13 protein-coding genes are annotated in these 14365 nt (G+C 61.8%); 7 read left to right on the forward strand and 6 right to left on the reverse strand.

All coding sequences use genetic code 11. The annotated features are described in order from the left end of the window. Positions 1 to 40: 40 nt before the first annotated feature. The 4 genes from SJI03_RS05240 to SJI03_RS05255 all read left to right on the forward strand — a co-directional run bounded on the left by SJI03_RS05240 (position 41) and on the right by SJI03_RS05255 (position 5752). Positions 41 to 895 (forward strand): DUF3667 domain-containing protein, encoded by an 855-nt coding sequence (locus SJI03_RS05240; RefSeq protein WP_322426875.1) that lies wholly within the window; start codon positions 41 to 43, stop codon positions 893 to 895. Positions 896 to 983: 88 nt separating this feature from the next. Continuing rightward, positions 984 to 1709 (forward strand): ABC transporter ATP-binding protein, encoded by a 726-nt coding sequence (locus SJI03_RS05245; protein ID WP_322426475.1) that lies wholly within the window; start codon positions 984 to 986, stop codon positions 1707 to 1709. Further along, a complete protein-coding gene (locus SJI03_RS05250) occupies positions 1706 to 4027 on the forward strand; it encodes a type II CAAX endopeptidase family protein (protein ID WP_322426476.1) in 2322 nt (773 codons plus the stop codon). Before SJI03_RS05245 ends, SJI03_RS05250 begins: the two co-directional genes overlap by 4 nt. Before the next feature lie 72 nt (positions 4028 to 4099). After that, entirely contained in the window at positions 4100 to 5752 is a 1653-nt protein-coding gene (locus SJI03_RS05255; protein WP_322426477.1) for a patatin-like phospholipase family protein, read from the forward strand. Between the two features lie 70 nt (positions 5753 to 5822). Here SJI03_RS05255 and SJI03_RS05260 read toward each other — a convergent pair whose 3' ends face one another. The 5 genes from SJI03_RS05260 to SJI03_RS05280 all read right to left on the reverse strand — a co-directional run bounded on the left by SJI03_RS05260 (position 5823) and on the right by SJI03_RS05280 (position 9291). Next, positions 5823 to 6041, reverse strand: a complete 219-nt coding sequence (locus SJI03_RS05260; protein WP_034784905.1) for a hypothetical protein — start codon at positions 6039 to 6041, stop codon at positions 5823 to 5825. An 80-nt stretch (positions 6042 to 6121) separates the two neighbouring features. Next, a complete protein-coding gene (locus SJI03_RS05265; RefSeq protein ID WP_099379746.1) occupies positions 6122 to 6703 on the reverse strand; it encodes a TerD family protein in 582 nt (193 codons plus the stop codon). A gap of 34 nt (positions 6704 to 6737) precedes the next feature. Further along, positions 6738 to 7433 (reverse strand): TIGR00266 family protein, encoded by a 696-nt coding sequence (locus tag SJI03_RS05270; protein WP_322426478.1) that lies wholly within the window; start codon positions 7431 to 7433, stop codon positions 6738 to 6740. Between the two features lie 72 nt (positions 7434 to 7505). Further along, positions 7506 to 8081 carry a TerD family protein gene (locus tag SJI03_RS05275; protein WP_034784897.1) on the reverse strand — a complete coding sequence of 192 codons (576 nt, stop codon included), beginning with the start codon at positions 8079 to 8081 and terminating at the stop codon, positions 7506 to 7508. Between the two features lie 130 nt (positions 8082 to 8211). After that, the gene (locus tag SJI03_RS05280) at positions 8212 to 9291 is read right to left on the reverse strand and encodes a DUF475 domain-containing protein (protein ID WP_322426479.1); all 1080 of its coding nucleotides are present in this window, start codon (positions 9289 to 9291) and stop codon (positions 8212 to 8214) included. A gap of 117 nt (positions 9292 to 9408) precedes the next feature. Between SJI03_RS05280 and nhaR the strand changes: the two genes are divergently transcribed. The 3 genes from nhaR (at position 9409) to SJI03_RS05295 (ending at position 13253) form a co-directional block, all read left to right on the forward strand. Next, positions 9409 to 10323 (forward strand): transcriptional activator NhaR, encoded by a 915-nt coding sequence (gene nhaR, locus SJI03_RS05285; protein ID WP_322426480.1) that lies wholly within the window; start codon positions 9409 to 9411, stop codon positions 10321 to 10323. A 123-nt stretch (positions 10324 to 10446) separates the two neighbouring features. Continuing rightward, positions 10447 to 11781, forward strand: a complete 1335-nt coding sequence (locus SJI03_RS05290; RefSeq protein ID WP_322426481.1) for an MFS transporter — start codon at positions 10447 to 10449, stop codon at positions 11779 to 11781. Positions 11782 to 11912: 131 nt separating this feature from the next. Continuing rightward, on the forward strand, positions 11913 to 13253 hold the full coding sequence (locus SJI03_RS05295; RefSeq protein WP_034785374.1) for a hemolysin family protein: 1341 nt from the start codon (positions 11913 to 11915) through the stop codon (positions 13251 to 13253). Here the strand turns inward: SJI03_RS05295 and SJI03_RS05300 are convergent. Then, on the reverse strand, positions 13250 to 14329 hold the full coding sequence (locus tag SJI03_RS05300; RefSeq protein ID WP_322426482.1) for an AI-2E family transporter: 1080 nt from the start codon (positions 14327 to 14329) through the stop codon (positions 13250 to 13252). The two genes, SJI03_RS05295 and SJI03_RS05300, sit on opposite strands and share 4 nt — an antisense overlap. Positions 14330 to 14365: the final 36 nt, after the last annotated feature.

Raw genomic sequence — 14365 nt, forward strand, 5'->3', positions numbered from 1 at the left:
GATCATTTTTTGGCCATGGAAAGAGTTCATCTTGAAAACAGTGTCATCCAGCACGAGTCCCGTCAGTACCTGCCATAACTGCGATACCGATGCGCCAGGCAACTTCTGCAGCGCCTGCGGCCAGACAACGACCCTGCACATGCCCAGCGCGCGTGAATTCCTGCATGAATTTGTCGCCCATTATGTGGCGCTCGAAGGCAAGCTCTGGCGTACCCTGGCCCTGCTGCTGTTCCGTCCTGGCGCGCTGAGCAATGAATACATCGCGGGACGCCGCGTGCGTTACGTGGAGCCGCTGCGCGTCTACCTGACCTTCAGCATCCTGTTCTTTGCCATCCTCAAATTCAGCAGCCCCGACATGTTCCTCACCGTCCACGATCAGCCAGCCCAGGTGAGCGCCCACGGCCCCCGTCACATTCCGGAAAATACGACCTCGCCCATGCAGCTCAGCATTCTGGGCCAGACACCCACCCTGCCGCAGCAATGGCAAGACTTTGAGCAACTGCCCACGGCCGAGAAACAAAAACTCGTGGTGGACAGCTTTTACCATTACGCGCCGTACGCCATGTTTTGCCTGATGCCGCTGTTCGCCCTGTTCCTGAAAATTCTCTACCTGGGCAGCGGACGGCGCTATGGCGAACATTTCCTGCTCGCCCTGCATACGAATGCCTTCGCCTTCATCACGATGGCGCTGATGACCTTGATCCCCGTCAACATTGTCCGCCTCGCGCTCGGCGCCTGGCTGCTCGCCTATCTGCCCTGGGCCATGTGGCGCGTGTATCGAAGCGGCAAACTCGCCACCGTCTGCCGCTGGCTGTTATTGATGGCAGCCTACGGCATCGCCATGAGCCTGGCGATCCTGGCCTGCATCGCGATCGGCGTGATGTTGCGACATTAAGTTAAGCCACTAAGTTACGCCACCAAGTAGCGCTCTGGCGGCGCTATATCGGGCTATCATCCTGCACGCTATCTTTTTGGGATGCACGATGATTGCCTTCGAAGGTTTGTCCAAACAGTACGGCACGTTCGAGGCCGTCAAGCCGCTGACCTTGCAAGTGGGCAAAGGTGAAGTCTTCGGCTTCCTGGGCCCGAACGGGGCCGGCAAGACCACCACCATCCGCATGCTGATGGGCATCCTCGTGCCCAGCGCCGGCCGCGTGCTGGTCGATGGCCTCGATTGCCACCGCGACGGCGCCGCCGTCAAGCGCAAGGTGGGCTACCTGCCCGACACCCCCATCTTTTACGACTATTTGCGGGGTCGTGAAATCCTGCAATTCGTGGCCGAAATGCATGGTTTTTCGCGCGCGGAAGCGGCCGCCCGCGCCGCGCGTCTGCTGACGGAATTCGGCCTGGACGAGGCGAGCGAGGATTTCGCCGTCAATTACTCGCTGGGCATGAAGAAGAAACTGGGACTGGCGTGCGCACTGATCCACGATCCGGCCGTGCTGATCCTCGATGAACCGATCAACGGCCTCGACCCGCGAGCTTCGCGCGACGTGCAGGAACGCCTGCTGCGCCGCGCCGCCGCCGGCACCACGATCTTTGTGTCCACGCATTTGCTCGACATGGCGCAAAAGCTGTGCAGCCGGGTCGCCATCATCCACCGTGGCGCCCTGGTGGCCACAGGCAGCCTGGACGATATCCGCCAGCAACTGTCCAGCGATGGCAGCCTGGAAGAGCTCTTCTTGCAACTCACCGATGAAACCACATGACAGCGGTGCCGCCCACTGCCTGGCGCGCCGTCTGGCTGCTGACCCGCTTGCGCCTGCAGCGCCTGCTCAACGTCAGTGGCCGGGGCTTTTCCTTCAAGAAAAACAGTAAAAGCCGCCCCGCCACGCCTGGCAAGCGCGGCGGACGCTGGCTGCTGGGCGCGCTGCTCTTGCTGCCCATGCTGTTGTCCTTCGGCAGCATCGCCCGCCACAGCGTACTGAACATGCACTGTTTGCTGGACCAGGTCGCCGCCTGCCAGGCGCGCGGCAGCCTGCACACGGGCAGCGGCCTGCTCGACCCCGTCATCGCCCAATGGATGGCGGAGCCCTTCAGCGCGGTGCTGATCGGCGGCCTGACCCTGCAGCTGGCGCTGTTGTGGCTGGTCAGCGTCCTGCTGCCGCTGGGCATGGGAGAATTGTCGAAACCGGACTGGGACCTGGAATGGCTGGTCACCCTGCCCGCCGAGAAAAGCACCTTGCTGTGGGCGCGCGTGCTCGAACGCACGCTCGTCAATCCGGCCGGTTTGCTGGCCCTGTGGCCCAGCACGACCGTGATCGCCTGGTACTCGGGCCAGGCCTGGCTTGCACCACTGTCCGGCCTGCTCGCCAGCCTCGTCCTGCTGGCCCTGGCCGCCATGCTGCGCACCCTCGTCGACACGGGCTTGCGCCTGTCGCTCACGCCATCCCGGCTGGGCAACCTGCAGGCGGTGATTTCGCTGGCGGGCCTGTTTCCCATGTATCTGGGTATGTCCTTCGGCATGGGCATGGGAGGCTTCGCGTATGACTGGGCGGCCGCCATGCCCGCCTGGAGCCACTGGACGCCGCCGGGCCTGCTGGTGCGCGTGCTCAATGCCGATGGCGTGGCCGCCTTGCTGCCCGCTATCCTGCTGCTGGCACAAACGCTGTTGTTGATGCTGCTGGGCATGGCCGTGCTGCGCCGCCAGTTGCGCCACGGCGTCGTGGGCGCGGGCCAACGCGAAGCGGCGCGCAAGCCGGCAGCGGCGCCATCGCCCACGCAGCGGTGGCGCCCGCGCCTCGGCACGGCGATCCAGCGGCGCGAGCTGACGTTACTCTTGCGCGACCGCAATTTTCTCGTGCAAACCCTGCTGATGCCACTGCTGATCCTCGGCGGCCAGGCCGTGGTGACGGGCCAGGCGCGCGACCTGCACGCGCTGCTGGATCATCCCGTCCTACTGGCCTCCACCGGCTTTTTCCTCGGCACCTATGTGCTCATGATGTCGGCTTTCCAGACCCTCAACAAGGAAGGCGGCGCGCTGTGGCTGCTGTACACGTTCCCCGTCTCCATCGAACAGGCGCTGCGGCAAAAGGCGCAGCTGTGGGCCGTGCTGGCCCTGCTGTATCCATTGATCCTGTTCGGCGTGGCGCTGGCCTGGCTGCCCGCCTGGTCGTGGCAGACGGCGGGCCTGATGCTGCTGGCCCTGGCCGGCATCCCCTTGTATGCGCTGATCGCCGTGGCGCTGGGCGTGTTTGCCAGCGATCCGCTGGCCACGGAAACCACGGCAAAGCTGCGCCCCACGTATACGTACCTGTATTTGCTGCTCACCGGCCTGTACATTGCCGCCCTGGCCGCCGGCAGCCTGGTGCAGCAACTGGTGTTTGTCGTGCTCACGGGCGCGCTGGCCGTGGCCCTGTGGCAAAAGGCGCGCGATGCGCTACCCTACCTGCTCGACCCCGCCGCTTCGCCGCCAGCGAGAGTAACGGCGGCGGACGGCCTGATCGCCGCCATGCTGTTTTTCATCTTGCAGACACTGGCCTTGATCCTGCTCAAAGGTAGCAATGCGACGCCGCTGGCGCAGCTGGCCATCGCCTTTGGCGCGGCCGGCGCGCTCACGTATGCGCCGCTGCGCCTCGTCTACTGGCGCGCCGGGACGGCCGGCGTACCGCGTATCGGACAGGGCCGCCAGCCGTGGCGCCGGGGAATCGCGGGCGCCTGTGCCGCGGCGCTGTTCGGCATCGGTTACGCGGCCCTGTTGCAGCCAAGCGCTTCAACATTGATGCAGATCAATAGCGACGGACTGTGGCTGCTGGCCTTGGGCATGCTGGCCGCGCCCCTGTGCGAGGAATTCCTCTTCCGCGGCTTGCTGCAGGGCGGTTTGCGCCGTTCTCTGCCGGCCTGGCAGGCGATCGGCATCGCTGCCGCGCTGTTTGCCCTCGTGCATCCACCGGCCGCCATGCTGCCCGTCTTCGTGCTGGGCCTGTGCACGGGCCATGCCTACGAGCGCAGCGGCGCGCTGCTGGCCCCCATGCTCGCGCACGTGCTCTACAACGCTGCCATGCTCGGCTACCAGCTGAATAGGTGATTGTTGCCGGGTTTGCTAGAATCGCACACGTTTCCGTCCGTATCCCAACCCCTGACTACGCACAGATCACGCATGAATCCACGCTTGTTTGTCCCATGTATCCTCGTTGCGCTGCTGAGCGGCTGCACGGTACTCGCCCTGCGCCCCAATAGCGGCGTCGAAAACCGCACATTTACCGTGCAGGAAACCCCGCGCCTGCGCATCGACGCGCCCAAGGCGCGCATCCAGAACCCCATGCCCAACGACCATTTCATCGGCATCGCCCTGTCCGGCGGGGGCAGCCGCGCCGCGAATTTCTCGGCCGCTTCGCTGGAACAGCTGGAGCAGTTCGGCCTCGTCAGCGGCGCCTCGGCCATTTCCGGCGTGTCTGGCGGCGCCATCGCGGGCGGCTACTATGCGCTGCATGGCAAACAGACAGACTGGCCCTTGCTGCGCAGCAAGCTGAAAACGGATTTCTTTGGCCAGACCATCTTGAAACCGGCCAACCTGACGACGATGTTGTTGACGAACAAGACACGCACCTCGTTCCTGTCTGACGTGCTGGACGATGTGCTGTACGACAAGAAAACCTACCAGGACTTGCCGCACGACGGCCCCATCTTCCTGGCCAACGCGACGGACGCCACCGATGGCGGCAAGCGCGTGGTGTTTTCCTATGAGTATTTCTACAGCACCCTGCATTCACCGATCCAGGATATCCGCCTGGCGACGGCCGTAGCCACCTCGGCCGCCTTTCCCGGCGTGTTCGATTCCGTCACCTTCGAGCGTTTCCGTCCGAAAAACAGTTTCGTGCCGGAACTCGGTTCCGAGTCGCGCGAATCGCCGTCGTATGTCCACCTGTTCGACGGCGGCGCGGCCGACAACCTGGGCGTGGAAACCCTGTGGGACGTGGCCCTGACGCAGCTGTACGGCAACGACATGGCCGTCGTGCCACCGCGCCTGAACAGCAAGCCCTTCATCCTCCTTTCCATCGATGCCAACGCGCCCAATTCCAGCGCCGTGTTCGAAAAGATGTCGGACGAGCGCCAGCCGCTGGACCGCATCTTCAACAAGAATATCTACGACGCCGTCGACGCCCTGTTTTCGCGCCAGCGCAAGGAAAACCTCGTCAAGATGGGCTTTGGGCAAGCCCGCTTCGATACCATCACGCATGAAAGCTTTGGCGACCTGAGCCAGAAATTCGTCAAGGGCAAGCGCACCTCGGCCTTTGCCATCCCCGTGCTGTGCCGCCCCCACCTGGGCCTGTACCGCTGCGAAGTCGATGCGGCCGATCCCTTGCCGGGCCAGATCCGCACGCGGCTGGAAGGCTTTGCCTGGCATATCTCCATCGACCAGATCGCCTCGCTGGCGCTGCGCCTGGCCAGCGAAGACGTGCACGTCGACAGTGCCCGCAAGGAAGAGCGCGCCGCCCTCGTCAAGCTGCAACGCCTGGCCACGCAAACGAAAACCCATCTGAAGCTGACGGGCCCGGAAAATTGCAGCCCGGAAGTCTTGCAATCGGCCCTGTACAGCGCCGCGCGCGTGCTGATCCTCGACGACGAGGAGTCGCGCTTCGCCCTGTGCGACTACATGCTGGCGGGCCAGCTGATCAATGACGACACCGTCTGCAAGCAGCGCTATGTCCACGCCGTGCCCCGCTTTGCCATCGAAAGCGAAGATTTGCAGTACCGTAACCTGAGTTCGGACGGCAATTCCGTGAACGTGCCGATACGCTGCAAGAAGTGAGCGCCCACAAAAAAGCCCGCACGATCGCTCGTGCAGGCTTTAGCGCAAGGATTCCAAGCGCCCGGTTGATCTAGATCAACCGACTACGCCTGCGCATGTAGCTGCGGCTTAACGCCCCTTCCAGTTCCTGCTCCGTTTTATGCTGGTTTACCGTGTACAGGGCCCACAGGGCCGCCGGCGCCCAGCCGATCACAGTGCACTGCAAGATCAAGGCGGCGGCACCGGCCAGCGGGCGCCCCAGCATGAAAAACGTGAGACACGGAAGTAGCAAGGCTATCAGCAATCGCATCACGACATACTCTCCTTCAATATAGAGCAGCGGACAAGGGCCGGTATCCGGTCCGTCCCCCGCCCGCTGCGTACTGCTCCTTATAGATGCACGGAGATTTGCGGCATCAAGTCGTCAAACGTGCGACCGTTGCCGTTTTCTCCGATGGCGTGCATCTTCCATTCGCCGTTATGGCGGTACAGCTTGGCCATGATCTGTGCCGTGTGGGAACCTTGCACAGACAGGTTGAAACGCGCGACTTCCTGGTTATTGCTGGCATTCAAGATGCGGCAATAGGCGTTTTCCACCTGCGAGAAGTTCTGGCCAGTAAAGCTGTTGACGGTGAAGACGAGGCTTTTCACGTTCGCCGGCACTTTCGACAGATCGACATTGATCTGTTCGTCGTCGCCATCGCCCGCGCCCGTGCGGTTGTCGCCCGTGTGATTGACGCTGCCGTCCTTGCTTTTCAGCTGGCGGAACCAGACGATATCGGACGTGCTCTTGTTTTCATCGAACATGACGCACGACGCATCCAGGTCGACGGCTTCCGTCTTCGAACCGAAACCGAGGAAACCCTTGGTCTTGGCCGCATCCCAGCCCAGGCCCATGGTGATACGGGTCAGGGTGGTACCAGCTTCTTTGTCCAGAGAAATCTTCTGGCCTTTGCTCAAATTGACAGACATACGCATAGCTCCTGTTAGGTTGTTTACTGCTTGATTACGCCGGCTTGCTTTGGGTCCAGGCGAGGAAGGCCGCGCGGTTGCGCGAGCACACGAGGATTTTTCCCGTGCCTGAAAACTTCAGTACCATGCCCTCGCCGCTGGTCTGGCTATTGATCAAATTGCCCAGAAAGCCGCCGCTGCTGCCGGTCGTTATGGAAATTTCGTATTGCAGGCGGTTGTCCCAGCACACGACGTGCGAGTTATCGATCACCACGTCCTTGCCAGGTGTCACTTCCAGTATCGACATCGCGCCAAAACCGGACACCGCCAATTGGCCGCTGCCTGCCGTCTCGGTGATGAAAAAACCACCGCTCTGGGCAAACAGCGCATTGCCAAGGCTTTGCGTGCGCACCTTCAATTCCACGCCGGCACTGGCTGCCACGAAGGCGCCGTCGCTGATCATGTATTGTTGGGCACCAACCTCGAGCACCCGCATCGCGCCGGGCAAGGTGGGCGACAGCAGACAATCGCCGTCGCCCCGCATGGCCTCGATATGCTGCTGAAAGAACGATTCTCCGTTGGCAAAGGTGCGCATCAGCGCGGCGCCTATGCCGCCCGTCATCTTGCCTTTCAGCTCAAGATTGGTTTCCATCATCACCATCGCATTGGATTCGCAATAAATCTTCTCGCCCTTGGCAAGCGACACATGCAGGAACGGGTCGACGTCCCCGGTAATAGTAAACACTGGCATCTGACTGTTCCTTCCTCAACTCGGTAATGATGGGGGCGGCCCGCACCGCGAACCGCCTTGACTGTTTACAACTTATACGCCGACGCCGAAAGACGCGGCGAGTGGGCCCAGGCCGCCCTTGTAGCCCTGGCCGATGGCCTTGAATTTCCAATCGGCGCCATTGCGGTAGATTTCACCGAAGACCATGGCCGTTTCCGCCGAACCGTCTTCCGACAGGTCGAAGCGGGCGATTTCCGTGTTGCCGTTGGCATTCACGCAGCGTACGTACGCCTTCGATACCATACCAAAGTTTTGCTTGCGCGCTTCGGCATCGTGTATCGTCACGCAGACGGCGATCTTGTCGATCTCGGCCGGCACCGTGGCCAGGTCGACGATGACGGTTTCATCATCGCCATCGCCGGCGCCGGTGGTGTTGTCGCCCGAGTGGGTGACGGAGCCGTCGCTCGACTTCAGGTTGTTATAGAAAATCATGTCGACGTCGGCGCGAACCTTGCCGTCGGCCTTCAACAGGAAGACGGAACCGTCGATATCGAACGCGGCGCCATCGGTGGCGCGGGCATCCCAGCCCAGGCCGATGATCATCTTCGAAATGCCAGGGGCTTCCTTGCTCAGATTGACGTTGCCGCCTTTTTGCAGACTGATTGCCATGATGTATTTCTCCTATGTGGGTTGTGTATGACCAAACACCTGGCGCCCTCCACCGGCCTGACTCCCCAGGCCGGCGGCGACGCTTGCTACAACTTGCCGACAAACGGGTGTAGCGTTTGTCGCGCATTCTTTACACTGCTGTTGCCTTGACCGCTTCCAGCGTTTCCGTCTGGCCTTCTTCGAGGGCCATCCTGCGCTTGTAGCGGATCGACGACCACAGCGAGGCGAGAATGAAGGCCACCCCAATCAGACCCGTGAAGATCTCGGGAATGTGGAACTTCATGCTGACCAACATGATCACAGCCAGGATACCGATCGCATAGTGCGCGCCGTGCTCCAGATAAACGAACTCGTCGAGCGTACCCTTGCGCACCAGGAACACCGTCATCGAACGCACAAACATCGCGCCGATCGCCAGGCCCAGCATGATGATCACGACATCCTTGGTGATGGCAAACGCGCCGATCACGCCGTCAAAGCTGAACGAGGCATCGAGCACTTCCAGGTACAGGAAGCCGCCAATACCGCCGCGCTTGACGATGTCGCCCACGTTGCCGTCGCCGTTATCGCCTTCCAGCAAGCCACTGACCACATCGACGCCCACGTAGGTCAAGATACCCCACAGGCCGGCCGTCAGCACCACCAGTTTCTGGCCTTCTTCGATCATCGACAGACTGGCCATCAGCGTACCCAGCGCAATCATCACGGAAATCGACGAGATTTTGCCCAGTGCGCCCAGTTTTTCTTCAATACGGCCCAGCCAGTGCGTTTCTTTTTCCGAGTCCAGCAGGAAGTTCAGGAACACCAGCAGCAGGAAGATGCCGCCGAAGGCCGCCACTTCCGCATGGTGATTCGTCAGGTGCATCGAGTACTGCTCCGGATTGCTCAGTGCCAGATTCCACACTTCCATCAGTCCCAGGTCAGCCGCTTGCGCCACGATAACCAGCGGGAACACCAGACGCATGCCGAAGACGGCGATGATGATGCCGACGCCCAGGAACAGGCCCTGCCAGAACTTGTCCCAGTTCTTCAGCACCGAGGCGTTGACCACCGCGTTGTCAAACGACAGCGAGACTTCCATCACGCCCAGGATCACCGCGATACCAAGCGCTGCCAGCATCGTCTGCACGCCACCGTGCGTGTAACCCCACCAGGCGGAAATGCCCAGGCAGATAAATGTCACTAGAAATGACACTCTGAAATGTTTCATCGATAGTTCCCCTTTATCCAAATTCAATGGAACGTAGTATAGGGACGTGTGACACATTTAAAAATAGAAGATAATGGAAGTATTACTTCGCAAAAACAGAAGATAGAGGATGCAGCGATGAAAACCACGGGTTTCAACTACCGCCATTTGTACTTCTTTTGGGTGGTCGCCAAGGAAGGCGGCGTGACGCGCGCGGCCGAACGGCTGGGACTGGCCGTGCAAACCATCAGCACCCAACTGGCCCTGCTGGAAAAGGAACTGGGCAAGTCCCTGCTGCAGCCACAGGGACGGCGTCTGGTGCCGACGGAAGCGGGCCGGCTGGCGCTCGGCTACGCGGACCAGATTTTCTTGCTGGGCGAACAAATGCAGGAAGCGCTGGCCGACACGGACGCGGAAAAGATGCGCCTGACGGTGGGCATTTCCGATTCCTTGCCGAAACTGATGGCCTACCGCATGCTCGACGCCACGCGCAGCCTGGACAAGCCCGTCAAGCTCGTCTGCCTGGAAGATGAATTCGAATCCTTGCTGGCCGACCTGGCCCTGCACAAGCTGGACCTGGTGTTGACAGACCGGGCCGTGCCAGCCGGCGCCAGCCTGCGCGTCTCCAGCCACCTGTGGGGCGAGAGCGCCATGAAGCTGTTCGGCATTCCCGCGCTGGCGAAACAATACCGCGAGAATTTCCCGCACAGCCTGCACGGCGCGCCGTTTCTGCTCCCCGCGCGCAACAATGCCTTGCGCGGACGCATCGACGAATGGATGGTGCAGCAAGGCGTGCGGCCCGACGTGGTCGGTGAATTCGAGGACAACGCCATGCTCAACGCCTTCGGCCGCAAGGGCCTGGGCCTGTTCTTCGCCTCGGCCAGCCTGGCGGCCGACATCGAGGAACAATTCGGCGCCGTGCTGGTCGGTGACGCCTCTTCCCTGCGCGAGCAGTTTTACGTCATTTCCAACGAGCGCAAGATCATGCACCCGGCGCTCGACGTGATCCTGGCGGCCATCCAGGCTTCCCCGAAGATTCACAAGGAAACCTGATAAATCCATTCGAAAATAACGTTTGAATAATCAATCAAAAGCGATTGTAATGAAGCCTGAGACAAACACGCGCCTGTCCCTCGCCGGCAGGGCGCGATCACCATAAAAAACAGGAGCGGCACCATGTCCACGGCAGGCAAGACGATCGATATTCCCGATCTCATCAATAACAACAAGATCGGCTCCTTCCAGATCGGCATGCTGATCCTGTGCGGGCTGTGCGTCATCATGGATGGCTTCGACGTGCAGGCCATGGGTTATGTGGCACCGGCCATCATCGCCGACTGGCATGTCAGCAAGGCCAACCTGGGCCCCGTGTTTGGCGCGGGCCTGCTGGGCATGCTGGTCGGCTCGCTCGTCTTCAGCATCACGGCCGACAAGTTCGGCCGCCGTCCCGTGCTGATCGGCTCGACCATCTTCTTTTCGCTGTGCATGCTGGTCACGCCGCTGGCAACGAATATCGAACAATTGCAGCTGATCCGTTTCATCACGGGTCTGGGCCTCGGTGCCGTGATGCCGAACGCCATGGCGCTGGCCGGCGAATACAGCCCCCTGCGCAAGAAAGTCACCCTGATGATGCTGGTCTCGTGCGGCTTTACCCTGGGCGCCGTGCTGGGCGGATTATTATCGGCCGCGCTGATTCCCGCCTTCGGCTGGCAATCCGTGTTTTACGTGGGCGGCGTGGTGCCGCTGGTGATCGGCGTGCTGATGTTCTTCCTGCTGCCGGAATCGATGCAATTCCTGGTGCTCAAGAAACGCAAGCTGGACAAGGTCGCGCAGTGGCTGAAACGCATCGACCCGACGGTCAGCATCACGGCCGACACGCAATACGTCGTGCATGAGAAGGAACACAAGGGCGCGCCCGTGCTGCAATTGTTTACGGGCGGCCGCGCCAAGATGACGATTTTGTTGTGGGTCATCAATTTCATGAACTTGCTGAACTTGTATTTCCTGTCGAACTGGTTGCCGACGATCGCCAGGGAAGCGGGCTTGTCGACGTCCAACGCCGTGCTGGCCGGCACGGCCCTGCAAGTGGGCGGCACCATCGGCACCCTCGTCATGGGCCAGCTGATCGACCGCTCGAGCTTCCGCCGCATCCTGCTGCCGTGCTTCCTCGTTGCCGCAGTCGCCATTGCCCTGATCGGCCGTCCGGACGTGTCGCTGGCCTTCCTGTTCATCACGATCTTCATCGCCGGTTTTTGCGTGGTGGGCGGCCAGCCTGCCGTCAACGCCCTGGCGGCCAGCTACTATCCAACCACCCTGCGCTCGACGGGCATCGGCTGGAGCCTGGGCATCGGGCGCATCGGCTCCATCATCGGCCCCGTGCTCGGTGGCGAGCTGATCCGCCTGAACTGGCCCAACAGCACGATTTTCCTCGTCGTCGCCATCCCCGCCATCGTCTCGGCCGTCATGGTCTTTGCCATGCGCGGCGGGCCACAAACGGCGGCCAAGGGCTGAAAATAGCTGAAAAAACGTGAAAAACCTGCCGCGCCCGCCCGCCTGCACGGGCGGCGGGCGCGGCTAAATTAGGCTATGGCGCCCTTCGTCGTTTAAGATGACGTTTTTACAGCCCATCTTTTTGCGCCCCCATGCACAATGTCTTGCTAGTCCTGCTCGCCCTCTTCCTGGTCGCGCTGAACGGTTTTTTTGTTGCCGCCGAATTTGGCATCGTCACCTTGCGGCGCACACGCATCCGCGCCATCGCCAAGACACAGGGACTACGGGGCCGCATCCTGGCCAAGGTGCATGGCCAGCTGGACGCCTACCTGTCCGCCTGCCAGCTGGGCATCACCCTCGCATCGCTGGGCCTGGGCTGGGTCGGCGAGCCGGCGTTTGCCGGCTTGCTGGAGCCGCTGTTCGGCGCCATCGGCGTCACGTCGCAAGAGCTGATCCACGGCGTCTCGTTCGTCGTCGCCTTCAGCGTGATTTCCTTCCTGCATATCGTCGTGGGCGAACTGGCGCCCAAATCGATGGCCATCCGCAACCCGGAAGCCGTCGGCCTGTGGAGCGCGATTCCCCTGTACGGCTTTTACTGGGCCATGTACCCGGCCATCTACCTGCTCAACGCCAGCGCCAACTGGGTGCTGCGCATGGCGGGCCTGTCCGGCAAGGGCGGCCACGATGCCCATTATTCATCCGAGGAACTGAAACTGATCCTGCGCACCAGCCAGCCGGGCGAAAAGTTTACACGCGACGAGCGCAACATCCTGGCGCAGTCGCTTGATTTCGAGCAGATGACGGTATCGGATCTGATGCGCCCGATCAATGAAGTGATCGCCCTGCACGCCTCGAACACCCTGGAAGAAAATCTAGACACGGTGCTGCGCAACCGCTTCAGCCGCTATCCGTATTTCGACATGAATGAAGACGACGTGCTCGGTGTCGTGCACTTGAAAGACCTGTTCTTTGCCCAGCAGGCGGGCAAGCCGATCACCTCGCTCACGCCGTTTTTGCGTCCCGTGGACATCATTTCCGCGCGCACGCCGGCGCTGGAACTGTTCCGCCGCTTCCGCGACGGCGCGCCCCACTTCGCCCTGATCGGCGAGAAGGGCAAGCGCCCGCTGGGGTTCATTACGCTGGATAACTTGCTTGGCGCCATGGTCGGCGAAATCCGCGACGAATTCCGCCGCAATGAAAACGACTGGCTCAAGCAAAGCGACGGCACCCTGATCGGCAAGGCCAGCCTGCCCATCTTCTCGCTCGAACGCATCCTCGGCATCGATATCGAAAACGAGGAACTGGGCCTGGATGACGTGGAATCGGTGGGCGGCTTGATCATGGTCAAGCTGGGTGACATTCCGAAGCAGGGCCAGCGCATCACCTTCGTCGACTTCGACATCGTCGTCAAGAAGATGAACGGACCCCGCATCGTGCTGATCAAGGTGATCCCGAAGCAGGAACGGGACCTGGATGCGGACTTGCGCGATTAATCTTTTTTCAAGGTCAGCGTATCTTTGCCCTGTGGCACGGTGGTTTCGCCCACCGTCCACGTTTGCAGCAAGCTGTACAGTACCGCCAGCAGGGTCGGCCCGATAAAGATGCCGACAAAGCCGAAGGCCAGTACGCCGCCCAGCACGCCCAGCAGCACCAGCAAAAACGGCAAGCTGCTGCCGCGGCTGATCAGCATGGGTTTGACGACGTTATCCACGCCGCTGATCAGCAGCGCGCCCCACACCAGCATGAAGATGCCCCAGCCCGTCTGCCCGTCGGTAAACAGCCAGATGGAGGCGCCGCCCCAGATCAGGGGCGGGCCCACGGGGATCAGCGAAAAGATGAAGGTGGCCACGCCCAGCAGCGCCACGGCCGGCACGCCGGCGATCAGAAAGCCCATCACGGCCACCAGCGCCTGCGCCAGCGCCGTGCCCAGCAAGCCGTACATGACGCCGCGCACGGTGCGGCTGATGGTCAGGCCCACGCCAGGCGCGCTGTCGCCGATGATGCGGCCGGCGCCCGTCATCAAGGCGCGGCTCAGCTGCTGGCCGTCGCGGTAGAGGAAGAAGCTGACGAACACGGCCAGGCTGGTCTGCGCCAGGCCCGTGCCCAGCAGGATGCCGCCGGAAGCGAGGAAGTGGCGCGCCGGTTCCAGCATGGTTTTACCCAAATTCAATAATTCCTCGCGGTCGGCGAGCAGGCGTTCCACATAGCCAGCGATGGTTTCGCCCACCACGGGAATGCTGGCCAGCCAGGCCGGCGGATGCAGGCCGCCCGATTCCAGCGCCGCGCGCAGCTGTTCATAGATGCGCGACACATTGTCGGCCAGGTTGTAGGTGACGAGAGCCAGCGGCAGCACGATGACCAGGATCAAGGACACGGTCATGATGGCGGCCGCCCAGTTGCGCCGGCCTTTCAGGCGCTCGAGCAGCAGCAGGTACAGGGGCCAGCTGGAAATGCCCACGCAGGCGGCAAACAGCATGGCCGCGAGGAAGGGCCGCAAGACGAAAAAGCAGCCGATCAACAGGAAGATGATGGCTGCCAGGCGGGCGTGCGGCTCGAAACGTTTATCCATGTACTGCGTATCCTGAAGATGGCGCCTTGAAGGCGC

Source organism: Janthinobacterium sp. GMG1, assembly GCF_034427795.1.
Lineage (GTDB): Bacteria > Pseudomonadota > Gammaproteobacteria > Burkholderiales > Burkholderiaceae_D > Janthinobacterium.